Source organism: Micromonospora sp. AMSO31t (genome assembly GCF_008868175.1).
Lineage (GTDB): Bacteria > Actinomycetota > Actinomycetes > Mycobacteriales > Micromonosporaceae > Micromonospora.
The window spans coordinates 21,100-44,986 of sequence record NZ_WBKT01000035.1 but is presented as its reverse complement, the minus strand read 5'-3'; the positions used below and the strand labels follow the sequence as shown (position 1 = coordinate 44,986).

Here is a 23,887-nt window from a genome sequence, read left to right as displayed (position 1 = left end):
CGAGCGGCCGCGGTGAGGGCGGGGCGGCCGGACCGGCCGGCTCGGGACGGCTGCGCCGACCCACCAGCCCGGAGACCGGCTCGGGACGGCCGCGTCGCGCGGCCTGCTCCGCGACGGGCTCGGGCTCGGCGGGGCGCACCGGGCGCAGCCCGGCGGCGGCCGACGGGACCAGCTCCTCGACCTGCTCGCCGCGGCGCGCGGCGGCGCGGCGGCCCGGCGCCGGAGCGGGCGTGGTGACCCGGGCGCTGAGCGCGCCGACCAGCGCGTCGCAGCCGGCGTCGCAGGCTCGGACGGAGGCGACGGCCTGCCGCACGGTCTCGGCGACGGCGGTGGTGAGCGCCCGGTTGACGGCGGCCCGCCGGGGCGTCTCGGAGATCGCGACCCGCAGCGCGGTCACCGCGTCGTTGATGGTGTCCGCGTCGGCGACACCCTCGGCGGCCAGGTGGGCGGCGACGGCGTCCGCCGCCACGGCGACCTCGCGGCCCCGGGCCACCGTGCCGGCGAGCATGCCCGGCTCGGGCAGCGCGTCGAGGATGGCCAGGGAGACCGGCTCGGCCGGGTCCGGGTAGGCGCGCAGCGCGGCCGGGTAGAGCTCGCGGAGCACCTCGCGCAGCGCCACCGCGGCGGAGTGCCGGCCGCTGGCCAGTGCCGCGTGCGCGGAGAGGACCTGCTTGTAGTTGGCGAGGTCGCGTGGCGCCGGGAGGGTCACCGCGGAGAGCGCGCCGGCCTGGAGCGCACGGGCCAGCCCGACCGCACGACGCTCGGCCGGCGGGGACTGCATCTCCTCCAGCGAGTCGTCGTCCGCGAAGCGCTCGGCGAAGTCGTCGACCGAGTCGTCGTCCGCGATCGCCAGCGGCCGACCCGCCGCGCTGAGCAGCGAGGTGACCGTGTGGTCGTCGCTGTCGGCCGCGATGGCCGCACCGCTCGGCCCGCCCGACCGCTCCACGAGCAGCGCGACCAGTTGGGCGTAGCCAGCCGGGTCGTCACCGATCTCACAGACATGCAGCAGACGGCCTGCGTCGTCGACCACAGCGGACGTCAGCGTCGATTCGACCGAAGCCGACCGGTCGGCCGAATCCGCCGAGGCCAGACCGCAGTACACGCGCACGAGCGCCACGGCGTCGTCCTCCTCCCGGGACACAGGTCTTGCTCTGCCAGAGACTGATGCTCCCCGCTCCGGGTCAGTCGCGCCAGTCCACAACAGCAGAGATCTTGCCGACAATGGTGCGCCAACCCAAACTTGCGGTTTGTGCCCCGATTTTCTTCAGCCGGCGCCGGCCCAGGAATCCACCGATTCCGCCGTTGACAGAACTGCGCAGCGCCTCGTCCAGGTCATCCAGGCTGGAGCCTGCGGAGAGCATGTCGAGCACCGCCGGTAGCCGCAGCGCGTACGCCAGGTCACGGGCGACCTCACCGGCTTCGATCAGCAGCGTCGGGTCCCACGCGTCGTGGCCGCCGCGGAGGTTCTCCACTACCAGGTCGAGCTCGTAGGTGTCCTCGTCCAGCGGGGCGATGTCGGCGGGTTCAACCCGTTCGGACAGTTCATTCCAGCTGTCCAGTTGAGACAGGTCGTTCGGCGCACCGGAACGGATGAAACTGACCAGCGACTCCGGGGTCTTGAACAGCAGCAGCTTGCCGCGGTGGGTGAGGAAGACGGGCACCTCCTCGTCACCCGCGGCGTCCGCCTCGTCCTCGTCCTCGTCCGCCTCGTCCTCGTCGGCGGCCTCGGTGGCCTCGTCGGCGTCCTCGTCGGCGGCCGCCTCGGCCTTGCCGCGGCGGCGGCGCCCGGCCCGCTTCTCGGCGTCGGCGTCCTCGTCCTCCTCGGCGGCGAGGGCGGCGAACTCCTCGTCGAGGATCACCACCTCCTCGTCGTCCTCGGTCTCGACGACCTGGCGACGGGCCAGGAAGGGGTCGTCCTCGTCGCGCTCGGCGACGTCGGTCGGGGTCAGCTCGCGCGCCGGCCGGTACGCCCGCAGCGTGAAGCCGGTGCCGGCGGGCAGGGCGATCTCCACCGGGTCGATCCGCAGCTCGTCCCAGAGCGCGCGGTCGGCCGCCGGGCGGTCGACCTCGACCTCGTCTGCTGCGGTCGACGCGGTGGTGTCGTCGAGCTCGGGCTCGTCGGCGTCGGGCCGTTGGGGCGACTGGCGGGCCACGCTGACCTCCGTGTGCTTTCGGGTTGCCCACCCGGCGACGGTCGGCCGCCGAGTGACTCTGCGCACATACCCTAGTGGGCGTCCCGCCGTCGCCGGGAGCCGCACCCCGGTGGCGTCCCGACCCGCGGACAAGTAGTCTTGCTACGCATGAAGGCCCAGGCGCTGCACGGACACCTCGATGCGCTGCTGCTCGCGGTGCTGGAGCAGGGCGCGCTGCACGGTTACGCGATCATCGAGGCGCTCCGGGCCCGCAGCGGCGGCACCCTGGACCTGCCCACCGGCACCATCTATCCGGCGCTGCGCCGCCTGGAGCGGGCCGGCTACGTGGCCAGCGCCTGGAGCACCGTCAACGGCCGGGAGCGGCGCACCTACGAGCTCACCGACGCCGGCGGCCTGGCGCTCGCCGGGGAGCGCGCGGGATGGCGCGAGTTCAGCGCCACGGTCGGCCGCTTTCTCGGCACCGACGAACCGCCGGCCACCCCGGCCTGAGCGAGGCCCGTGGCGGGACAGCGGGTCACCCGCCGCGCACGCGGGGGCCGGCGATCCGGGGGTCAGCCGGCGACCCGCAGGCCGCGGGCGCTCAGCAGCCAGTAGCGGGCCGCCCGGGCCAGCGCGAACCAGGCGGCGCTGACGAGCACCGCCCCGATGATCATCGGGGGCCAGGTGAGCGCCGCGTCCCAGAGGTGGACCGACCAGCCGAACAGCGCCACGCCGGCCCCCGCGCCGACCGCCAGCCCGCCGGTCAGCCCGAAGCCCACCGCGCGGGCCAGCCGGGGCAGCCGTGGTGTGGCGTACCGGGCGGCGAGCAGGTTGAGCAGCAGCCCGACCAGCGCCAGCCCGGCGACCACGGCCCAGATGCCGTTGACCGAGGCGGAGAGGAGCAGGTAGGCCTCCGGCGGGCGCGGGCCGTCGCTCCAGCTCGCCCCCCGCCAGGTCAGGTCGCCGCCGACCATGAGCACCGCGGCCACCGCCAGCGCCCGCAGGGCCAGCCCACGCAGCGCGCCGGCGGCCAGCTCGGCCTGGTAGCCGGGCGCGAGCTGAGCCGGACTGCCGAAGTCGGCCACCGCCCGCCGCTCGGCCTCCGCCACCGGCAGGCCCCCCTCGCGGTACGCCTCGACGGCATCCTCCAGGGCGTGCCGCGCCTCGGTCAGCAGGTCCGCCTTGAGCCGGGCCGGCCCGTGCAACTGCCCGGCCAGCTCGCGCAGCCGTTCGTCGACGTGGATCTCCTCGTACCCCCGCATGGCACCACCCTGCCACCGCACCGGGCCGGCCGCGTCGGGGAAAATCCCGGAAAGCGGCTCAGGGGGCCAGGGCCAGGTAGCCGCGCTCGGCCGCCTCCTGGAGCAGCCACTGCTCCCGGTACCAGCCCGGCCGGGCCACCAGCTCCTCGTGCCGGCCGCGCTGCACCACCCGGCCCGCGTCGAGCACCACGATCTCGTCCAGCCCGGCGAGGCCGCTGAGCCGGTGGCTGATCAGCAGCACCGAATGCCCGGCCGGGGTGGCGGCCAGCGTCGAGGCGAGCACCGCGTCCGCGGCCGCCGGGTCGAGCCCCTCGGTCGGCTCGTCGAGCACCAGCACCGGCGGGCCGGCCAGCAGCGCCCGGGCCAGCGCGAGCCGCTGCCGCTGCCCGCCGGAGAGCTGCCCGCCCTGCTCGCCGACCAGGGTGTCCCAGCCGTCGGGCTGGGCGCGTACCCAGTCCAGCAGGCCGGCGGCCCGGGTGGCGGCGGCCAGCTCCGCCTCGTCGGCGCGGGGCCGCCCGAGCAGCAGGTTCTCCCGGACCGTGGCGTGGAAGACGTACGCCTCGGCGAGCAGGCCGCCGACCACCCGGGGCAGTTCCTCGTCCGCCAGGTCAGACACGTCCACGCCGTCCACGGTGATCCGGCCGGTGTCGGGGCGTACCGAGCCGGTGAGCGCGGCGGCCAGGGTGCTCTTACCGGCGCCGCTCGGCCCGACCACGGCCACCCGGCGGCCGGCGGGCAGGTCCAGGTCGACCCCGGCGAGGGCGGGCGCCGCCCCCTCCCGGTAGCGGACGGTCACGCCCGAGAACCGGACGTCGTGCCCGCCGGACGCCGGTCCGACGGGTGCGGTGGGCGCCGGTTCCCCGGCCTCGGTGAGCAGGTCGGCCACCCGGGCCAGGCCGGCGCGGAGCTGGGTGCGCTGCCGGGCCGCCCCGACCAGCGCGAGGGACACCTCGACGGCGGCCAGCGTGCCCACCGCCAGGACGCCGACGAGCACCCCGCCGACGCCCGCGCGCAGGGCCACGACCACCACGGCGGCGGCGGTGAGCCCGCCGACCAGCACCCCGGCCGCGTCCACCGCGAAGCCGGTCGCGGCGAGCCGGCGCTCCAGCCGGGCCAGGCGACCGGCCCGGGTCTCGGCGGCGGTCAGGGCCGTGCCGGTCGCGCCGAAGGCGGCCAGGTCGGCGGCGCCGTGGGTCAGGTCGACCGCGTCCACCGCGAGCGCGCCGCGCAGCGGGGCCACCTCGTCGGCGGCCCGCCGGGTCAGCCCGGCGGCCAGCACGGGCAGCGCCACCCCGGCCACCAGCAGCCCGGCGGCGAGCACGCCCGCGGCCGGCAGCGAGATCAGCGCGGTGCTCCCGACGGCCAGCACGCTCACGAGCGCGGCCGCCGCGCCCGGCACCAGCACCCGCAGCAGCAGGTCCTGCACCGCCTCCACGTCGGAGACCAGCCGGCTCAGCGCGTCGCCGGTGCGCTGGGCGGTGGCGTCGCGCCGGGCCACCAGGGTGGCGAAGACCCGGGCCCGGACGTCGGTGATCATGCGCAGCACCGCGTCGTGCCCGGCCAGCCGCTCGGTGTAGCGGAACACGCCCCGGCTCACCGCGAGCGCGCGCACGGCGACGATCGCCACGGTCAGCCGGTCCAGCGGCGGCCGGCCGGCGGCGCTCATCAGCAGCCACGTGGCCGTGGCCATGAGGGCCAGCCCGGCGAACTCGGTGGCCGCGGCGAGCAGCCCGGCGCCCAGCAGGCGGCCCAGGTAGGGCCGGGCCAGCCGCAGCACCGCCCGCTCGGGTCCGTCGGTCATGGCGTCCCCTTCCCGGCCGGTACGCGGCTCAGCTCGGTGACCCGGCCGTCCTCGACGCGGAGGATCCGGTCGGCGTCGGTCAGCAGCGCGGGCCGGTGCGCGACCAGCAGCGCGGTACGCCCGGCGACCAGGCGCCGGGTGGCCGCGAGCACGACGGCCTCGCTGGCGCTGTCCAGGCGGGCGGTCGGCTCGTCGAGGAGCACGAGCGGGGCGTCCCGGAGGAACGCCCGGGCCAGCGCGACCCGCTGCCGCTGCCCGCTGGACAGGCCGTGCCCGCGCTCGCCGAGCGTGGTGCGGAGCCCGTCGGGCAGGGCGGCGACCACCTCGTCCAGCGCGGCGTCGGTGACCGCGCCGGCCAGCGCGGCGTCCGGGGTGTCGGGGGCACCCAGGCGGATGTTGTCGGCCAGCGAGCCGGCGAAGAGGTGGGCCCGCTGGGGCACCCAGGCCAGCTCCCGCCGCCACGCGTCGAGGTCGACCCCGGCGAGGTCCACCCCGTCGACGGTCACCCGGCCGGCGGTCGGGGTGACGAAGCCGAGCAGCAGGTTGAGCAGTGTGGTCTTGCCCGCCCCGCTGGGCCCGATGACGGCGATCCGCTCGCCGGGGCGGATGGTGAGCGTGACGTCCCGCAGGGCCGTGGTCCGCTCGTACGCGACGGTCACGCCCTCGAAGCGGATCTCGCCCCGGCCGTCCGGCGCCGGCCCGGCGGTTCCCGGTGCGGCGGCCTCCGGCGTCGCGGAGAGGGTGAGCGCCTCGTCCAGCGCGGTGAGCCCCTCCATGCTGGCGTGGAACCGGCTGCCGGCGGCCCGTAGCGGCAGGTAGGCCTCCGGGGTGAGCAGCAGCACCAGCAGCGCGGTGGAGAGGGTGATCCCGCCGCCGAGCAGCCGGATGCCGACCGGCACGGCGACCAGCGCCACGGAGAGGGTGGCGACCAGTTCGAGGACCAGCGCGGACAGGAAGGCGATCCGCAGGGTCTTCATGGTGGCCTGGCGGTGCCCGTCGGCCATCCGGCGCACGACGTCGACCTGGGCCCGGGCCCGGCCGAACGCTCGCAGCGTGGGCAGCCCGGCCACCATGTCGAGGAAGTGCCCGCCGAGCAGCGACAGCCGCCGCCACTGCCGCTCGGTGGCGGCCTGCGCCTGCCAGCCGAGCAGCGCACCGAAGACCGGGATGAGCGGGATGGTCAGCGCGATGATCAGCGCGGAGCTCCAGTCGGCGAGCACGATCCGGGCCAGCACGGCCAGCGGCACGGTCACGCTCAGCACGAGCTGCGGCAGGTAGCCGGTGAAGTACGGGTCGAGCGCGTCCAGGCCGCGCCCGGCCAGGGTGGCGAGCTGCCCGGCCCGGCGGCCGGCGACCCAGGTGGGGCCGTGCCGGCCGACCGCGCGCAGCAGGTCGGCCCGGAGCGCCGCCTTGACCGTGGCCGCCGCCCGGGCCGCCACGGTGCCCTGCGCCCAGCTCACCAGCGCGCGGGCCGCGACCGCCGCCCCGAAACCGGCAAGCGCCGGTCGGTGCAGCCGCCCGTCGATCGCGGTGGCCAGCAGGGTGGCCAGTGCGGTGGCCTGCGCGACCACCAGCAGGGCGGTCAGCCCGCCGAGCACCGCGAGCACGGCGAGGTCGCGCCGGGCCGCGGGGACCCGGCGCAGCAGCCGCGGGTCGAACGGGCGGCGGTTCACCAGTACACCGGTGCCCTGCCGTCGGTCCGTCCCCGGAACACCCACCAGCACATTGCCTGAAAGCCTAGTAGGGCCGGAACGAGCGGCAGCGCCAGCCAGCCCAGCAGCGCCAGCGTCGGCCCGCTCGCGGCCGCGTCCGCCACGGTCAGCACCGCCGCGTCGGTCAGCTGCGGCGCGGCCGCCGGGTCGACGGTGGAGACCAGCACCCGGGGCCAGAGCGCCGCGCCGACCAGCGGCACCGGCAGGGCCAGCGCCACGCTGGTCGCGGCGAAGGCCAGGCCGGCCCGGCCCCGGCGCAGCGCCGCGCGGGCCATGAGCAGCGTCGCCACCAGCGCCAGCGGCAGGAGTACGGCGACCGCCGGGCGGGCCACCGCGGCGCGTACCCGATCGGAGAGCAGGCCCAGGGCGGTGGCGGTGGCGACCGCGGTGAGCGCCGCCGGCATCAGGCCCCGGGCCAGCCGGGCGACCGACGGCACGTCGGCGACCGGCAGCCGCAGCGTGAGGAAGGTCGCACCGTGCACGGCGACCAGCGCGAGCAGCGCGAGCGCGGCGGCGGCCACGAACGGGGTGAACAGGTGGCCGACCCCGGCGGGGTGTCCGTCGCCGGCCGGCGGCACGCCCTGGAGCAGCCCGCCGAGCAGTGCTCCCCAGCCGAGCGCGGCGAGCACGCTGCCGGCCACCACCACCCGGTCCCAGAAGGCGCGGGCCGTCCCGCCGCGCGGCCGGCTGCGCAGCTGCACCCCGGCCGTCACGAGCACCACCCCGGCGAGCGCCCCGAGCACGGCCGGATAGAGGCCGGAGAGCAGCTCGCCCTCCAGGGTGGGGAAGGCGCCGAACAGGATGCCGACCGCGGCCACCAGCCAGACCTCGTTGCCGAGGAAGAACGGCCCCACCGCGTTCAGCGCGGCCCGGCGGGCCCCGGGCGTGGCGCCCCGGGCCAGCAGCAGCCCGACGCCGTAGTCGTAGCCGCCGAGCACGAGGTAGGTGGCGAAGAAGAGGCCGAGCAGGGCGTACCAGGCGAGTTCCACGGCGGGCTCCCTCAGGCGAACACGGGGTGGGGGTGGTGGTCGGCGTCCGGCGCGGGCGGCCGGCCGAGCGCGGGGTCGTGCGCGCCCCGGGCGGCGTGCCGGACCAGCAGCACCCAGTTGGTGACGGCGAGGGTGCCGAGCAGCAGGGTGAAGCCGATGAGCGAGGTGAGCATCAGCCCGGGGCTCACCGGCGAGACGGCCTGGCCGGTCGGCAGCAGCCCGTACGCCACCCAGGGCTGGCGCCCCACCTCGCGGGCGATCCAGCCGAGGATCACCGCGACGAACGGCAGCGGCACGGCGAGGAGCACCAGCCAGAGCGGGAACTTCAGCCGGATGATCCAGTCCCGCCAGAGCAGCGGCAGCAGGAACCAGGCGCAGCCCAGGGTGAAGCCGATGAGGATCATGAAGCCGAGGCCGACGCTGGACAGTGCCGGCGGGGTGTAGTCGCCGGGGCCGAACCGCGTCGTCCAGTCGGCGACCAGCGCGTCGCGGTCGGCGCCGCCGCCGAACTTGGTCGGTTGGAGTTTCCCGACCGGGCCGAACTGCGCGAACCCGAAGCCCTGCAGCGTGGTCACCGCGAGCGCCGCGGTGATCAGGCCGATCCGCAGCGATTTCCGGAAGAGCGCGTAGTCCGGGGTGCGCCGGAGCAGGTGTGCGGCGCTGACCGCGGCCATCAGCATCCCGCCGGTGACGAGGCCGGCCGAGACCACGTGGCCGAAGGCGAAGCCGAGGGTGGGGTTGGTGAGCAGCGCGCCGAAGTCGGTGAGGTGGGCGACGCCGTCGCGCACCTCGTAGCCGACCGGGTGCTGGAGCCACGCGTTGGCCACCATGATCCAGAACGCCGAGGCGTACGCGGTGAGCGCGACCCCCCAGAGCAGCGCCAGGTGGATGCCGCGCCGCAGCCGGTGCCAGCCGAAGATCCACATGCCGAGGAACGTGGACTCCAGGAAGAAGGCGACAAGCGTCTCGATGGCCAGCGGCGCACCGAACACGTTGCCCACGTAGCGCGACAGGCCGCTCCAGTTCAGCCCGAACTGGAATTCCATGACGATCCCGGTGGCGATCCCCAGCACGTAATTGAGCACGTAGAGCTGGCCCCAGAAGCGGGTCAGCCGCTCGTACACCGGCTTGCCGGTGACGAAGCCGGCGGTCTGGAGGCCGACCAGCAGGGTGACCAGGCCGAGGGTGACCACCACGAACAGGAAGTGGATCGAGGTGGTCGTGGCGAACTGCAGGCGGGCGAGGAGCAGGGGATCCATGGCCGTCCTCCCACTAGTTGACTCGCTTGTCATAGCGAGCCTACACGTAGGCTCGCTACCTATGAGGTCCGGTGGCGGCCCGGAGTCGGGTTCCCGTCCGTCAGCTCAGGAAGAGGGAGATCGGCAGGGCGACCAGCATGGTCGCGACGGACAGCGCGGTGGCCCCGAGCACCCGCGGCGGCCGGTCGGCCACCATGAGCCGCTGCACCCGCACGTCGAGATCCCGGTCGCCCAGGCCCAGCGTGCCGGCCGGGGTGACCCGGTGCCCGGCGGCGGCGAACCGGCGCAGCGCCCCCGCCAGGGGCGCCCCGGCGTGCAGCTCCCGGGCCTTGTCGTCGGCGCGCATCTCGACCAGCAGCGCCACCCGCTCGTGCGCGTCGCGCACCCAGCGGAACCAGGGCAGCGCCCGGCAGAGCGCCGTGAACGGCAGCAGCACCAGGTCGTGCCGCTCCTGGGCGTGCGCCCGCTCGTGGGTGAGCACCGCCGCCAGCTCGGCGCGGTCGAGCAGGCTGAGCGTGCCGGCGCTGACCACCACCCGCGGCTTCACCCCGGGCAGGCAGTACGCGGCCGCGCTCGGGTGGTCGAGCACCAGCGCGCCGGGCACCGTGGGATCCCGCCGGGCGACCAGGCTGAGCAGCTCCCGGTGCCGGCGCTGGGCGCGCACGGTGCCGTGGATGCTGCGCACGGTCGTGGTGAGCAGCACCGCGCCGATGCCGAAACCGACCCCGACCAGGCCCAGGTGCGGCGCGCCCAGCCCGGCCGGCAGCGTGCCGTGGGCCAGGTCGTCGACGAGGGTCAGCAGCGCGCTCCCGGTCGGCAGCTCGTACGCGCTCAGGCCGAGCGCCATGGGCAGCCCCATGGCGGAGAGGCCGAGCGCCAGCCCGACCGCCTGCCAGCAGACGATCGCCACCCGCGGGGCCTGCCAGGTCCACCGCGCGGCGGCCAGGACCTGCGCGGTCAGCCAGCAGGCCAGGATGGTCGCGGCGAAGTGCAGGGCGTACGCCACGGCGGCCGCCCTACCGGTCCGTCGCCTCGTCGAGCGCCGGGCCGCCGGCCCGCGGGTCCTCGACCCGGTCGGTCAGCCCCGCCTCGGCGCTGAGCGCCGCGCGCAGCACCTCCGCCTCGGTGCCGGTCACCGAGCGGGCGAAGCGCACCAGCGCGGCGTCCCGGCTGCCGCCGAGGTCGAGGGCGTCGAGCATGAGCTGGGCGATGTGCGCCTCGCGGGTGGCGGCGGGCCGGTAACGCCAGGCCCGCCCCTCCCGCTCGCGCTGCACCATGCCCTTGCCGGCCAACCGGTCGAGCACGGTCATCACCGTCGTGTAGGCCAGCTCACGCCCGTCGAGGGCGTCGGCGACCTCGCGTACGGTCACGCCGTCCGACGTGCCGGGGACCGAGTCCCACAGCACGTCCATCACCGCACGTTCCAGATCACCGAGCCGAGTCACCCCGTAATCCTACCTCGCGTAGTAGAAGGCGTTCAGACGCCCTTCGGGTGCCAGACGGTCTTCGTCTCCAGCAGCGTGGTCATCCGGGTGATGCCCGGATCGGCGTACCAGTCGTTGTCGGCCGGGGCCGGCCGGAGCACCCGCTTGAGGTTCTCCGCGGCCTTGACCTCCAGCTCGGCGGCCAGGTCGGCGTCGGCGACCCCGGTCAGGTCGATGGCGTTGACGTCCATGTGCGCGGCCAGCGTCGGCACGGTCTCCGACAGCCGGCCGGTGAGGATGTTCACCACCCCGCCCGGCAGGTCGGAGGTGGCCAGCACCTCGGCCAGGGTCACGGCCGCCAGCGGCGCCGACGGGGAGGCGGCCACCACCACGGTGTTGCCGGTGACGACCGCCGGGGCGATCACGCTGACCAGGCCGAGCAGCGCCGGGGACTCCGGGGCCACCACGGCCACCACGCCGGTCGGCTCGGGCGCGGACAGGTTGAAGTACGGCCCGGCCACCGGGTTCGCCCCGCCGTAGACCTGCGCGAGCTTGTCGGACCAGCCGGCGTACCAGACCCACCGGTCGATGGCCGCGTCGACCTCGGCGGCGGACGCGCCCAGGGCGACGAACTGGTCCCGCCGGCCCTCCAGCATCTCGGCGACCCGGTAGAGGATCTGACCGCGGTTGTACGCGGTCGCCCCGGCCCAGCCCTTCACGGCCGCGCGGGCGGCGAGCACGGCGTCCCGCGCGTCCTTGCGGGAGGCCAGCGACACGTTGGAGTCCTGCACGAGATACGACCGTCCCGACTCGCTACGGGGGAACTTCCCGCCGATGAAGAGCTTGTACGTTTTGCGTACCGCGACCCGCTCAGACATTGAGGTACGCCTCCAGCCCGTGCCGGCCGCCCTCGCGGCCGTAGCCCGACTCCTTGTAGCCGCCGAACGGCGAGGTGGGGTCGAACTTGTTGAACGTGTTGGCCCAGACCACGCCGGCGCGCAGGCGGTCGGCCATCCACAGGATCCGGGAGCCCTTGTCGGTCCAGATCCCGGCCGACAGCCCGTACGGCGTGTTGTTGGCCTTCTCCACGGCCTCGGCCGGGGTGCGGAAGGTCAGCACGGACAGCACCGGGCCGAAGATCTCCTCGCGGGCGATCCGGTGCGCCTGGGTGACGCCGGTGAAGATGGTCGGCGCGAACCAGAAGCCGCGGTCCGGCAGCTCGCACGGCGGCGACCAGCGCTCGGCGCCCTCGGCGGCGCCGGCCTCCGACAGCTCCCGGATGCGGGCCAGCTGGGCGGACGAGTTGATCGCGCCGATGTCGGTGTTCTTGTCCAGCGGGTCACCGACCCGGAGCTGGGCCATCCGCCGCTTCAGCGACTCCAGCACCCGGTCGGCGACGTTCTCCTGGACCAGCAGCCGGGAGCCGGCACAGCAGACGTGCCCCTGGTTGAAGAAGATGCCGTTGACGATGCCCTCGACGGCCTGGTCGATCGGGGCGTCGTCGAAGACGATGTTGGCGGCCTTGCCGCCCAGCTCCAGGGTGAGCTTCTTGCGGGTGCCGGCGACCGAGCGGGCGATGGCCTTGCCGACCTCGGTGGAGCCGGTGAAGGCCACCTTGTCCACGCCCGGGTGCTCGACCAGGGCGCGGCCGGTCTCGCCGGCGCCGGTGACGATGTTGACCACGCCGGCCGGCAGGTCGGCCTGCTGGCAGATCTCGGCGAAGAGCAGCGCGGTCAGCGGGGTGGTCTCGGCCGGCTTGAGCACCACCGTGTTGCCGGCCGCGAGCGCCGGGGCGATCTTCCAGGCCAGCATGAGCAGCGGGAAGTTCCACGGGATGACCTGCGCGGCAACCCCGAGCGGGCGGGGGTTCGCGCCGAAGCCGGCGTGCTCCAGCTTGTCGGCCCAGCCCGCGTAGTAGAAGAAGTGCGCGGCGACCAGGGGCACGTCGACGTCGCGGGACTCCTTGATCGGCTTGCCGTTGTCCAGCGACTCCAGCACGGCCAGCTCGCGGGAGCGCTCCTGGATGATCCGCGCGATGCGGAACAGGTACTTGGCCCGGTCCCGGCCCGGCATCGGACCCCAGACGCGCTCGTACGCCTCACGGGCGGCGCGGACCGCGCGGTCCACGTCCTCGCTGCCGGCCTCGGCGATCTCGGCCAGCACCTCCTCGGAGGCCGGGTTGATCGACTTGAAGCTGCCGCCGTCGGTCGGGTCGACGAACTTGCCGTCGACGAAGAGCCCGTACGAGGGCTTGATGTCCACCACCGAGCGCGACTCGGGGGCGGGTGCGTATTCGAACATCGCGCTCAGTCCAGTGTGAAGTAGTCGGGGCCGGCGTAGACGCCGGTCGTCAGCTTGGTGCGCTGCATGAGCAGGTCGTTGAGGAGGCTGGACGCCCCGAACCGGAACCAGTCCGGGTCCAGCCAGTCCGGGCCGACGGTCTCGTTGACCATGACCAGGTACTTGATCGCGTCCTTGGTCGTCTTGATGCCGCCGGCCGGCTTCACGCCGACCTGGCGCCCGGTGGCGGCGCGGAAGTCCCGGACCGCCTCCAGCATGACCAGGGTCACCGGCGGGGTGGCCGCGACCGGCACCTTGCCGGTGGACGTCTTGATGAAGTCCCCGCCGGCCAGCATGGCCAGCCAGGAGGCGCGGCGCACGTTGTCGTAGGTGGCCAGCTCGCCGGTCTCCAGGATCACCTTGAGGTGGGCGTCGCCGCAGGCCTCCTTGGTGGCCACGATCTCGTCGTAGACCTCGGAGTAGCGGCCGGCCAGGAACGCGCCCCGGTTGATCACCATGTCGATCTCGTCCGCGCCGGCCGCGACGGCCGCCCGGGTGTCGGCGAGCTTGACCTCCAGCGGGGCCTGGCCGGACGGGAAGGCGGTCGCCACGCTGGCCAGGTGCACGCCGGACCCGCGCAGCACCTCGGCCACGTACGGGACCATGGCCGGGTAGACGCAGACCGCGCCGACATGCGGGCAGGACGGGTCGGCCGGGTCGGGACGCAGCGCCTTGGCGGCGAGCGCCCGCACCTTGCCGGGGGTGTCCGCCCCTTCGAGGGTGGTCAGGTCGACCATCCGGATCGCCAGGTCGATGGCCTCGGCCTTCGCGGTGGTCTTGATGGAGCGGGTGCCGAGCTGTGCCGCCCGCTGCTCCGCGCCGACCTGGTCCACGCCGGGCAGGCCGTGCAGGAAGGTCCGCAGAGCGGTCTCGGATCGTCCCAGCTCGGAGAGATCCGACCGGGCCGACGTCGCTGTCGCCGTCATGCCCCGAATACTACGCACCCGCGCGTCGAGTGATCTTGGTCACGGCGGGCCCGCGGCACGTGAGCCCGGTCGCTGGTCCGCCCGCACCCGCGATGCGCCCGCCCCGCGACCGGTAGGTTGAGCGATCGTGGACGTACACGTCATTGACCACCCGCTCGCCCAGGCGCGGCTGACCGCCATGCGGGACGCCCGGACCGACTCCGCGTCGTTCCGGGCCGCGCTGCACGAACTCACCACCATGCTGGTGTACGAGGCCGCGCGCTCGTTCCCCGTCGAGAAGTACCCGGTGCAGACCCCGGTCACCGGCACCGAGGGCACCCGGCTGGCGAACCCGCCGCTGCTCGTGCCGGTGCTGCGGGCCGGCCTCGGCATGGCCGACGCCGCGCTCGGCCTGCTCCCCGAGTCGTCGATGGGCTTCGTCGGCCTGGCCCGCGACGAAAAGACGTACGAGCCGCGCGCGTACATGGAGTCGCTGCCCCGGGACCTCGCCGGCCTGCCGGTGCTGGTGCTCGACCCGATGCTGGCCACCGGCGGCTCGCTGGAGCACTGCTGCCAGCTGCTCGCCGACCGCGGCTGCACCGACATCACCGTGCTCTGCGTGCTGGCCGCGCCGGCCGGCATCGAGCGGCTGGAGCGGTCCGGGCTGCCGTTGCGCCTGGTCACCGCGTCGATCGACGAGGGCCTCAACGACCGGATGTTCATCGTCCCGGGCCTCGGCGACGCCGGGGACCGCCAGTTCGGCGGCATGCCCCGCTTCTGACCACGGACCGGCCCGCCGGCAGCGCCGGCGGGCCGCCCCGACACCGGACCCGGCGAGTCCGTGCGCGGGGTGCGCCCAGCCGCTACCGTCTCGGGCCATGACTGGTGTTGCGCTCGCCGAAGAGCTGCTGCTCCTCGCCTATGACGACGAAACCGGCAAGGCGACCATGCCGCGGATCAGCCTGGACCTGGGCATGGCCGCCGCGGTGCTGGTCGAGCTGGCCCTGGCCGGCCGGATCGCGTACGCCGACGGGAACCTGGCGGTGCTCGACCCGGCGCCGACCGGGGAGCCGATCGCCGACGAGGTCCTCGTCCGGATCGCCGCCGACACCCCGCACACCCCGTCGTCGTGGGTGCAGCGGCTGCGGCACGGCCTGCGCGACCGGATCCTCGGCGACCTCTGCGGCCGGGGCGTGGTCCGGGACATCGACGAGACCGAGCTGGGCTTCATCCACGTGCACCGTTACCCGGTCGCGGACGCCTCGGTGGAGGCCGACATCCGGCAGCGGCTGGCCGAGGCGCTGACGGTCGGGCAGCTCCCCGACGAGCGGACCGCCGCGCTCGCCACCCTGGTCGCGGTGCTGCGGATGGAGCCGGCGCTTGGCCTGACCGGCTCTGCCGCCGACGAGGCCGGCAAGCGCCTGGAGGAGATCGCCACGGGCGCCGGCTTCTCCGGCACGGTGAGCCTCGACGACAGCGTCGTCCGCCCCTCGGTGAGCCTGGTGATCGCCGCCCTGGCCCAGGCGATCGACGCCGCCCTGGGCAAGCGCCCCTGACTGGTCGATCAAGAGGTTTGCGTCCGGGTAAGCGCTCGCCGGGACGCAAACCTCTTGATCGACGCCGGGGTCAGAGGCCGAGGGCGGTGGCGATCTCGGTGCGGAGGGCCGTTACCGCCGTTTGGGCGCGGTGGCGGGCCGTCGCGACGTCGCCGTCCGTCACCGGCTCCACCACCTCCAGGTACGCCTTGAGCTTCGGCTCGGTGCCGGAGGGGCGGATCACCACGCGGGCGGCGTCGGTGCGCAGGATCACCACGTCCGCCTCGGGCAGCAGGTCGGACGCCTCGGTGACCGGGTGCCCGAGCAGGGTGGTCGGCGTGGCCGCCCGGATGCGGGACATCGCGTCGGCGATCAGCCGCAGGTCCTCGACCCGGGCCGAGAGCTGGTCGGTGTGGTGCACGCCGAACTCGGCGGCCAGCTCGTCCAGCCGGTCGGTCAGCGTCCGGCCCTCGGCCTTGAGGCCCGCAGCCAGTTCGGCGACGGTCAGCGCGGCCGTGATGCCGTCCTTGTCCCGGACGTGCTCCGGCGCGACGCAGTAGCCGAGCGCCTCCTCGTAGCCGAAGACCAGCGGCTGCCGGCCGCCCCCGGCCCGGACGATCCACTTGAACCCGGTCAGCGTCTCGTCGTAGGGCAGGCCCCGTGCCGCGGCCATGGCCCGGAGCAGGGTGGAGGAGACGATCGTGGTGGCGTACAGGCCGGTCACGCCGCGCCGCATCAGGTGGTCGGCGAGCAGCGCGCCCACCTCGTCGCCGCGCAGCATCCGCCAGGTCCCGTCCGCCGGCACGGCCACCGCGCAGCGGTCCGCGTCCGGGTCGTTGGCGATGGCGATGTCCGCGCCGGTGCTGCCGGCCAGCGCGACCAGCTTGTCCACCGCGCCCGGCTCCTCCGGGTTGGGGAAGTGGACCGTCGGGAAGTCCGGGTCCGGTTCAGCCTGCTCGGGCACCACGCCGGGCGTCGCGAAACCGGCGTGCGCGAACGCGGCGGTCAGCACCGCGGCGCCCACCCCGTGCAGCGGCGTGTACGCCACCTTGAGGTCCCGCGGGCCGGCCGGGTCGACCACCGCGGCGGCCCGCTCCACGTACGCGGCGACCAGGTCGTCGCCGAGCACCTGGCCGGCCGGGCCGAGCGGCACCCCGGCCAGCGGGCCGACCGCCCGGATGGCGGCCTCGATGCCGGCGTCGGCCGGCGGCACGATCTGCGCGCCCGCGCCCAGCTCCCCGCCGAGCTGCGCGCCCAGGTAGACCTTGTAGCCGTTGTCCTGGGGCGGGTTGTGGCTGGCCGTGACCATCACGCCGGCCACGGCGCCGAGGTGCCGCACCGCGAAGGCGAGCACCGGGGTGGGCAGCGGGCGGGGCAGCAGCAGCGCCGGGCGACCCGCGCCGGTGGCCACCTGGGCGGTGCGCTCGGCGAAGGCCCGCGAGCCGCGCCGGGCGTCGTACCCGATCACCAGGGGGCCCTCGCCGCCCTGGTCGGCGAGCCAGCCGACCAGCCCGGCCGCGGCCTGGGTGACCACCGCGAGGTTCATCCCGTTCGGGCCGGCCCGCAGCGGTCCGCGCAGCCCGGCGGTGCCGAAGGTCAGCGGGCCGGCGAACCGGTCGGCCAGCTCGGGCGCGCTGCCCGGTAGCCCGGCGAGGACGGCGCGCAGCTCGTCCTGGTCGGCCGGGTCGGGGTCGTCGTCGAGCCAGCGCTCGGCCCGGGTGCGAAGGTCGTCAAGGTCAGTGGTGTCCGCCGCCATTGCCTCATGAAAGCATGGCGGCGGATCACCACCGGCCGTCGGCCTCGACTCAGTTGGCTCCGGTGAGCTGGAACGACTGCGCCATCGCCTCGAAGATCGGCTTGCTCGCGGCGAAGTCGGCCTCGTTCGCGGTCAGGTAGAACGAGTAGACCTTGCCGTCCTGCACCACGCCGCGCCACATGCCGTGCCGCTTCGCGTCGCCGTCGCCGCAGGTGTATTCGAACCCGGCGGCCGGTTTGCCGGCCAGCGTCGACTCGCTCATCTCCAGCTGCTCGTAGGGCTTGGCGCAGGACTTGCTCTTGTCCCGCAGGTTGCGGGAGGCGAACTCGGCCCAGCTGACCGAGGTGCCGCTCCAGTCCTCGGCGAGGATGCGCACCTTGCGGCCCTCGACGCTCGGGTCGACGAAGTCGACGAAGACGCCGCCGGTCTTGCGGTCCCAGCCCTTCGGGACCTGCACGTTGACGCCCTTGACCGACTGCGCCTGCATCTCGACCGGGGGAGCCTCGGCCGTCGTGCTGGGCAGCGCGCCCACGATCGGCGGGGGCGCGTCGTCGCCGCCGCTGGTCAGCGCGATCACGCCGACCAGGAGCAGCACGGCCACGCCGCCGGCGGCGGCGAGCTGCACCTTACGCGGCCAGCTCCTGACCCGGCCGAGGAGCTGGCCGCCGACACCCTTGGCCCGGCCGAGCGCGCCGCCGTCGGCCGGCGCGCCGCCCGGGGCCGTCGTCCACGGCTGGCCGGTGCCGGGCACCGACCACTGGTTGCCGCCGTAGACCGGCTGCGTGGCGTCGGCGCCCCGGCCGTAGACCGGCTGGGTGGCATCCGGGTGGCCGGGCACCCGCTGGGTGGCGTCCGGGCCGGCGGTGTGGCCGAGCCGCTGGGTGGCGTCGGGCGAGATGCGCTGGGTGGCCTCCGGTGCCGCGCCGGACGCGGACATCGCCCCGGTCGGGGTGTGCAGCGGGCCGGCCAGCGCGTCGGCGCTGGTCTCGTCGAGCGCGGCGGCGCCGGCCGCCGTGGAGTCCGGCCGCTCGCCGCGGCGCAGGGCGGCGAGCCGGTCGGTCAGCGACTCGCCGGGCCCGATCATCGCCCGGCCGCCGATCTGGCCGCCCGGCTTCGGCTCGGGCGTGATGATCGCCGGCGGGGTCGACGGCCGCTGCACCGGCACCACGGCGTACGGGTCGGTGACCGAGTTGACCGCCGTGGCGGTGCTGGTCAGCGGGCCGGCCAGCAGCTCGCGCAGCATGCCCCGGGCGGTGTGCACGTCCAGCCGGCGGGCCGGGTCCTTCTCGAGCAGGCCCATGAGCACGCGGGTCAGCGGGCCGCTGCGCTGCGGGGTGGCCGGCGGGTCCTCGACCACCGCGTGCATGGTCTCGATCGGGTCGCCCTTGTCGAACGGCGGACGCCCCTCGACGGCGGTGTAGAGCGTCACACCCAGCGAGAAGAGGTCGCTGGGCGGGCCGAACTCCTGGCCCATGGCCCGCTCGGGGGAGATGAAGTGCGGCGAGCCGAGCACCATGCCGGGTGTGGTGAGCTGCACGTCGGTGGGCATCCGGGCCACGCCGAAGTCGGTCAGCACGCACCGGCCGTCGGTGCAGATCAGCACGTTGGCCGGCTTGACGTCCCGGTGCAGCACGCTCATGGCGTGCGCCACCTCCAGCGCGCCGAGCAGGGCGATGCCGATCTTGGCGACGGCGCGGGGGGCGACCGGCCCGTCCTCGATCACCATGTCGGCCAGGCTGCGGGCGTCCAGCAGCTCCATGACGATCCACGGGCGGCCACCCTCGGTGACCACGTCGTAGACCTGGACCACGGCGGGGTGCTGGATCGCGGCGGCCGCGCGGGCCTCGCGGAGGGTCCGCTCGTACAGTGCGTCGCGGTCGCTGGGGGCGAGCCCCGGCGGGAGGACGACCTCCTTCACCGCCACGTCGCGGCGCAGCAGCGTGTCTGTCGCGCGCCAGACCGTGCCCATGCCGCCGTTGCCGACCGGCGAGCGCAGCGAGTAGCGGCCACCGATGGTGGTGCCGGGTGCTGCGCGTCCAGTGGGGGGACTGGCGGGTCCGCCGCTCCACGTCGGGATCTGAGTCACAGAAAAGCCACCGGGGGATATCGAGGGGGCTGGGACACAACCCCACTATCTTGCTGGTTCCGACGCCCGATGCGAAACCCGACGCGGCGGACGTTTACCTACTCGACGGTATGTGGCCAGGTACTCACCTCCGGTCGCTGCGCGCCGCCGTGGTGTGCGGTATCCCTCACCCAACGAACGGCGGCCGCGTCCTACCATCCGGTAATGAGCGAAGCGCGGTCAAGCGAGTCGGGTTTCCCGATCAAGGGCGTCTACACGGCGGCCGACCTTCCGGAGGACCTGGACTCCCGGCTGGGCGGCCCGGGCGAATACCCGTACACCCGCGGGGTCTACCCGACGATGTACACGTCGCGACCGTGGACCATGCGGCAGTACGCGGGCTTCGGCACGGCCACGGAGAGCAATGCCCGCTACCACCAGCTGCTGCGCGCCGGCACCATGGGCCTCTCCGTCGCCTTCGACCTCCCCACCCAGATGGGGTACGACTCCGACGACCCGATCGCGCACGGCGAGGTGGGCAAGGTCGGGGTCGCCATCGACTCCATCGAGGACATGCGGACGCTCTTCGACGGCATCCCGCTGGACAAGGTCTCCACCTCGATGACCATCAACGCGCCCGGGTCGGTGCTGCTCCTGCTCTACCAGCTCGTGGCGGAGGAGTCGGGGGTGCCGGGCTCGGCGCTCAACGGCACCATCCAGAACGACATCCTCAAGGAGTACATCGCCCGGGGGACGTACATCTTCCCGCCGAAGCCCTCGCTGCGGCTGGTGGCCGACACCTTCGCCTACTGCCGGGCCGAGGTGCCGAAGTGGAACACGATCTCCATCTCCGGCTACCACATGGCGGAGGCCGGCGCGTCGCCCGCGCAGGAGATCGCCTTCACCCTGGCCAACGGGGTGGAGTACGTCCGCGCGGCGCTCGCCGCCGGGCTGGCCGTGGACGACTTCGCGCCCCGGCTGTCGTTCTTCTTCGTGGCGCGCACCACGCTGCTGGAGGAGGTCGCCAAGTTCCGGGCGGCCCGGCGCATCTGGGCCCGGCTCATGCGCGACGAGTTCGGGGCGAAGAACCCGAAGTCCATGATGCTGCGGTTCCACACCCAGACCGCGGGCGTGCAGCTCACCGCCCAGCAGCCGGAGGTGAACCTGGTCCGGGTGGCGGTCCAGGGCCTCGGCGCGGTGCTCGGCGGCACCCAGTCGCTGCACACCAACAGCTTCGACGAGGCGATCGCGCTGCCCACCGAGAAGGCGGCCCGGCTGGCGCTGCGCACCCAGCAGGTGCTGGCGTACGAGACGGACCTGACCGCCACCGTCGACCCGTTCGCCGGGTCGTACGTGGTGGAGGCGATGACCGCCGAGCTGGAGACGGCCGCCGACGAGCTGATGCAGCGGGTCTTCGACCACGGTTCGGCGGTGGACGCCATCGAGGCGGGCTTCCAGAAGCGGGAGATCGAGCAGTCCGCGTACCGGATCGCCCAGGAGATCGACTCGGGTGAGCGGGTGGTGGTCGGGCTCAACCGGTTCCAGATCGACGAGGAGGAGCCGTACGAGCCGCTGCGGGTCGACCCGACGATCGAGGTGGGCCAGGCGGAGCGGCTGGCCAAGCTGCGCGCCCAGCGTGATTCCGGTGCCGTCGAGCGCGCGCTGGTCGAGCTGCGCGCCGCGGCCGAGGGCGACGCCAACGTGCTCTACCCGATGCGGGAGGCGCTGCGCGCCCGGGCGACCGTGGGTGAGGTGTGCGGGACGCTGCGCGACGTGTGGGGGATCCACCGGCCGAGCGACCGGTTCTGAGGCGACGACGGCGGTCCGGCCGGCACTCCGCGCGGGGTGCGGCCGGGCCGCCGTCGCGTTTCCGACCGCGCTGACCTGGGCGAACGGTGTGCGGCGGCGTACAGTCGGTGGTCTCCCCGCACGCGGCGGGGGCGGCGACGGCTCGGTGCGGATCCTTCCCCGGGCGGCGCCGCCCGGGCGCCGCTCCCGGAGCCGTCGGGCAGCGTGGCCGGAGCCGGCGCGCGTGTGCGGATCGGGATTGCGGGTAACCCGCTCGGGTGAACGGGACGGACAGCCTGTGCGGTCGTACTCCGGGCCGGCATGTCACCGTGAGGAGTCGTCCGACAGCCGACCGTTGTCGCGCAATTGTCCGAGCGGCAGTTAATTGTCGCGACTAATGCGACAATTCGGAACGACGGCCAGCGTTTTGGTGACCGTTGAATCGGTTACGCGTTGTAGGAGGTGGGGGGCAGATGACGGCGTTCGACCGCGATCTACCTGCTGTCCCGCAGATATTCGAGCCCTCCCACCAGGGCATTCGTGACGCTGCGCGGTCCGACCGCTACGCGAAAGATGTTGCGCAGCGTCACCGCCGGAGGTCTAGGCTGTCTGCTGTTCTCCCCGATGATCCATCCATCTCTAGTGATCGAGAATTCGACGTGACGAGTGCGTTGACGCTGCCGTCCGGCAGCCCGCTGGCGTCGTCCTGGCCGGAGGCGCCGACCGGGTCCCAGCCCCTGCCCATGGAGCTCGACCATCTGCTCGCGCTGCGCGTACCCGGCCTCATCGCCACCCGCCGTCACATCCACTCCCACCCGGAGCTGTCGGGCGAGGAGTTCGAGACGGCCGCCCTCGTGCACCGGGAGCTCTCCCTCGCCGGGCTGAAGCCGCGCCTGCTGCCGAAGGGCAACGGCGTCATCTGCGACATCGACGGGCGCCCGGACGGCCCGGTCATCGCGCTCCGCGCCGACATCGACGCGCTGCCGCTGAGCGACCCGAAGGACGTGCCGTACCGGTCCACCGTGGACGGCGTCTGCCACGCCTGCGGGCACGACGTGCACACCACCGTGATGCTCGGCGTGGGCATGCTGCTCGCCCAGCTCGCCGACCTCGGCCAGCTCGACGGCCGGGTGCGGCTCATCTTCCAGCCGGCCGAGGAGATCCTGCCCTGTGGCTCGCTGGAGGTCATCGAGGCCGGCGGCCTGGACGACGTGGTGCAGATCTTCGCCGTGCACTGCGACCCGAACCTGCCGGTCGGCAAGGTCGGCCTGCGGGTCGGCCCGATCACCGCCGCCGCCGACAACGTCACCGTCCGGCTGACCGGCCCCGGTGGGCACACCGCCCGCCCGCACCTGACCGTCGACCTGGTCGACGCGCTCGGCCGGCTGGTCACCGAGGTGCCGACCCTGGTCAGCCGCCGGGTGCCGGCCAACAGCGGGCTGCTGCTGGTGTTCGGCCACGCCTCGGCCGGCACCCGCTACAACGTCATCCCCTCCGAGGCCTGCGCCGCCGGCACCCTGCGGGTGATGGACCGGGACACCTGGGACCAGGCCCCGAAGATCGTGGCTCAGGTGGTGCGGGACGTCCTCGCCCCCACCGGCGCCACCGTCGATCTGGAGTACCTGCGCGGCCGCCCGCCGGTCACCAACGACGCCCGGGCCATCGGCGTGTTCACCGCCGCCACCGCGGCCGCGCTCGGGCCGGAGGGCATCGCGGAGACCCCGCAGAGCATGGGCGGCGAGGACTTCTCCTGGTACCTGGAGCACGTGCCCGGCGCGCTCGCCCGCCTCGGCGTCGGCCGGAACGGGCCCAACGTGGACCTGCACCGGGCCTCGTTCGACGTGGACGAGCGCGCCATCCCGGTCGGCGTACGCCTCATGGTCCAGACCGCGCTGCGGGCACTGGCGGCGGCCCGCTAGGGACCGGGCCGTCCGGCAGCGCCGGGCCGCCCGGCGGCGTACGGCGACCGCGCCGGCGGGCCAGGGCCAGCACGAGCGCCACCGGCACGCCGATCGCCACCGCGAACGGCAGCACCGCGCCCAGCACGGTGAGCGCCACCCGTAGCGAGCCCAGGAACGCCGACCAGCCGCCCCGCAGCCCGGCCAGGAAGCCGAGGTCCTCCTCGTCCCCGACGGCCGGGGCGTCCGGACCGACGAAGGTCACCGTGATGGTGGAGAGCGCCGTCAGGTCGGCGAGCCGCCGCTTCTTCGCCTCCAGCGAGGCCAGGTCCGCCTCCCGGCGACCCACCTCGTTCTCCAGCGTGACCAGGTCGTTGATCGAGGTGGCCCGCGCCAGCAGCCGCCGGGCGCTGTCCACCCGGGCGCGCTGGGTGGCGATCCGGGCGTCCAGGTCCACGGTCTCCTCGGTGACGTCCTCGGTCCGTACCTCGCGCCGCTCCTGCTCGCCGAGCCGGACGAGCGCCTCCAGCACGGTCGCGAACCGGTCCGCCGGCACCCGCAGGGTCAGCTCGGCCCGGGCGTCCGCCGCGTCGCTGTTGCGCTGGTCGCCGCCGACGAAGCCACCGGCCGCCGTCACCGCCGTGCTCGCCTCGCGGGCCGCCCGCTCCACGTCGTCCACCCGCACCTGGAGCGTTCCGGTGTAGATGATCGCCCGCTGGTCGACCCGCAGGTCCGCGCCGCCCGCACCGGGCTGCGCCTTCTCGGGCGCCGCCTGGTCCCGGTCCACCGCCCCGCCCGCCACCTCCTGCGGCTGCGCCGCCGAACCCGCGCTGTCGGTCCCCGCACTGCCCGCGCTGCAGGCGCCGGCGCCCAACACCACCAGCAGCCCGGCCGCCGCGAGCGCCCGGCCCCGGCGGCGGCTGTCCCGTATCCTCATGTCCGCGCTCCGATCCTTCGACGGCCCCGCTGCGGGACCGATACGTCGGACGCGACGCGACACCGCGCCGGTTCCGGCAGACTG

Annotated in this window: 19 protein-coding genes and 1 pseudogene; 5 read left to right on the top strand and 15 right to left on the bottom strand. The window is 74.6% G+C overall.

Translation table 11 applies throughout. From position 1 onward, the window contains the following. Together F8274_RS11230 and F8274_RS11225 are read right to left on the bottom strand one after the other, a co-directional pair. Positions 1-1,141: pseudogene (locus tag F8274_RS11230) on the bottom strand (transposase); the annotation flags it as partial. Between the two features lie 40 nt (positions 1,142-1,181). Next, positions 1,182-2,153, bottom strand: coding sequence for a DNA primase (locus F8274_RS11225; protein ID WP_151462232.1), 972 nt, complete (start codon positions 2,151-2,153; stop codon positions 1,182-1,184). Between the two features lie 147 nt (positions 2,154-2,300). Here F8274_RS11225 and F8274_RS11220 point away from each other — a divergent pair, with 147 nt between their 5' ends. Beyond that, complete coding sequence (locus F8274_RS11220) at positions 2,301-2,642, top strand: PadR family transcriptional regulator (protein ID WP_151462231.1); 342 nt, start codon at positions 2,301-2,303, stop codon at positions 2,640-2,642. Between the two features lie 62 nt (positions 2,643-2,704). Here F8274_RS11220 and F8274_RS11215 read toward each other — a convergent pair whose 3' ends face one another. The 10 genes from F8274_RS11215 to deoC all read right to left on the bottom strand — a co-directional run bounded on the left by F8274_RS11215 (position 2,705) and on the right by deoC (position 13,845). Beyond that, the gene (locus F8274_RS11215) at positions 2,705-3,394 is read right to left on the bottom strand and encodes a permease prefix domain 1-containing protein (RefSeq protein WP_151462230.1); all 690 of its coding nucleotides are present in this window, start codon (positions 3,392-3,394) and stop codon (positions 2,705-2,707) included. 58 nt (positions 3,395-3,452) lie between these two features. Further along, on the bottom strand, positions 3,453-5,195 hold the full coding sequence (gene cydC / locus F8274_RS11210) for a thiol reductant ABC exporter subunit CydC (RefSeq protein ID WP_151462229.1): 1,743 nt from the start codon (positions 5,193-5,195) through the stop codon (positions 3,453-3,455). Then, positions 5,192-6,868 (bottom strand): thiol reductant ABC exporter subunit CydD, encoded by a 1,677-nt coding sequence (gene cydD, locus F8274_RS11205; protein ID WP_151462228.1) that lies wholly within the window; start codon positions 6,866-6,868, stop codon positions 5,192-5,194. Before cydD ends, cydC begins: the two co-directional genes overlap by 4 nt. Further along, a complete protein-coding gene (locus F8274_RS11200) occupies positions 6,865-7,896 on the bottom strand; it encodes a cytochrome d ubiquinol oxidase subunit II (RefSeq protein ID WP_151462227.1) in 1,032 nt (343 codons plus the stop codon). Before F8274_RS11200 ends, cydD begins: the two co-directional genes overlap by 4 nt. An 11-nt stretch (positions 7,897-7,907) precedes the next feature. Further along, positions 7,908-9,155, bottom strand: coding sequence for a cytochrome ubiquinol oxidase subunit I (locus tag F8274_RS11195; RefSeq protein WP_151462226.1), 1,248 nt, complete (start codon positions 9,153-9,155; stop codon positions 7,908-7,910). A 100-nt stretch (positions 9,156-9,255) separates the two neighbouring features. Continuing rightward, positions 9,256-10,161, bottom strand: coding sequence for a M56 family metallopeptidase (locus tag F8274_RS11190; protein WP_151462225.1), 906 nt, complete (start codon positions 10,159-10,161; stop codon positions 9,256-9,258). 10 nt (positions 10,162-10,171) lie between these two features. Continuing rightward, positions 10,172-10,600 carry a BlaI/MecI/CopY family transcriptional regulator gene (locus tag F8274_RS11185; RefSeq protein ID WP_151462224.1) on the bottom strand — a complete coding sequence of 143 codons (429 nt, stop codon included), beginning with the start codon at positions 10,598-10,600 and terminating at the stop codon, positions 10,172-10,174. Between the two features lie 32 nt (positions 10,601-10,632). Further along, a complete protein-coding gene (locus tag F8274_RS11180; RefSeq protein WP_151462223.1) occupies positions 10,633-11,457 on the bottom strand; it encodes an aldehyde dehydrogenase family protein in 825 nt (274 codons plus the stop codon). Further along, positions 11,450-12,880 (bottom strand): aldehyde dehydrogenase family protein, encoded by a 1,431-nt coding sequence (locus tag F8274_RS11175; RefSeq protein ID WP_151462222.1) that lies wholly within the window; start codon positions 12,878-12,880, stop codon positions 11,450-11,452. Before F8274_RS11175 ends, F8274_RS11180 begins: the two co-directional genes overlap by 8 nt. A 5-nt stretch (positions 12,881-12,885) precedes the next feature. After that, positions 12,886-13,845, bottom strand: a complete 960-nt coding sequence (gene deoC, locus F8274_RS11170) for a deoxyribose-phosphate aldolase (protein ID WP_151462221.1) — start codon at positions 13,843-13,845, stop codon at positions 12,886-12,888. Between the two features lie 127 nt (positions 13,846-13,972). Between deoC and upp the strand changes: the two genes are divergently transcribed. Next, positions 13,973-14,605: a uracil phosphoribosyltransferase gene (gene upp, locus F8274_RS11165; protein ID WP_151462220.1), complete on the top strand. Its 633-nt coding sequence runs from the start codon at positions 13,973-13,975 to the stop codon at positions 14,603-14,605. A 97-nt stretch (positions 14,606-14,702) separates the two neighbouring features. Further along, positions 14,703-15,380: a GPP34 family phosphoprotein gene (locus F8274_RS11160; protein ID WP_151462219.1), complete on the top strand. Its 678-nt coding sequence runs from the start codon at positions 14,703-14,705 to the stop codon at positions 15,378-15,380. Between the two features lie 70 nt (positions 15,381-15,450). On the opposite strand, the gene F8274_RS11155 is transcribed toward F8274_RS11160, so the two are convergent. Next, positions 15,451-17,115 carry a phospho-sugar mutase gene (locus F8274_RS11155; RefSeq protein WP_151462218.1) on the bottom strand — a complete coding sequence of 555 codons (1,665 nt, stop codon included), beginning with the start codon at positions 17,113-17,115 and terminating at the stop codon, positions 15,451-15,453. 49 nt (positions 17,116-17,164) lie between these two features. After that, entirely contained in the window at positions 17,165-19,201 is a 2,037-nt protein-coding gene (locus tag F8274_RS11150; protein ID WP_151462217.1) for a serine/threonine-protein kinase, read from the bottom strand. A gap of 204 nt (positions 19,202-19,405) precedes the next feature. Here F8274_RS11150 and F8274_RS11145 point away from each other — a divergent pair, with 204 nt between their 5' ends. Beyond that, on the top strand, positions 19,406-20,989 hold the full coding sequence (locus tag F8274_RS11145) for a methylmalonyl-CoA mutase (RefSeq protein WP_151462216.1): 1,584 nt from the start codon (positions 19,406-19,408) through the stop codon (positions 20,987-20,989). A gap of 638 nt (positions 20,990-21,627) precedes the next feature. Continuing rightward, positions 21,628-22,887, top strand: a complete 1,260-nt coding sequence (locus tag F8274_RS11140) for an amidohydrolase (RefSeq protein ID WP_151462215.1) — start codon at positions 21,628-21,630, stop codon at positions 22,885-22,887. Here F8274_RS11140 and F8274_RS11135 read toward each other — a convergent pair. Next, on the bottom strand, positions 22,844-23,803 hold the full coding sequence (locus F8274_RS11135; RefSeq protein WP_192579785.1) for a DUF4349 domain-containing protein: 960 nt from the start codon (positions 23,801-23,803) through the stop codon (positions 22,844-22,846). The genes F8274_RS11140 and F8274_RS11135 overlap by 44 nt on opposite strands. Positions 23,804-23,887 lie beyond the last annotated feature (84 nt).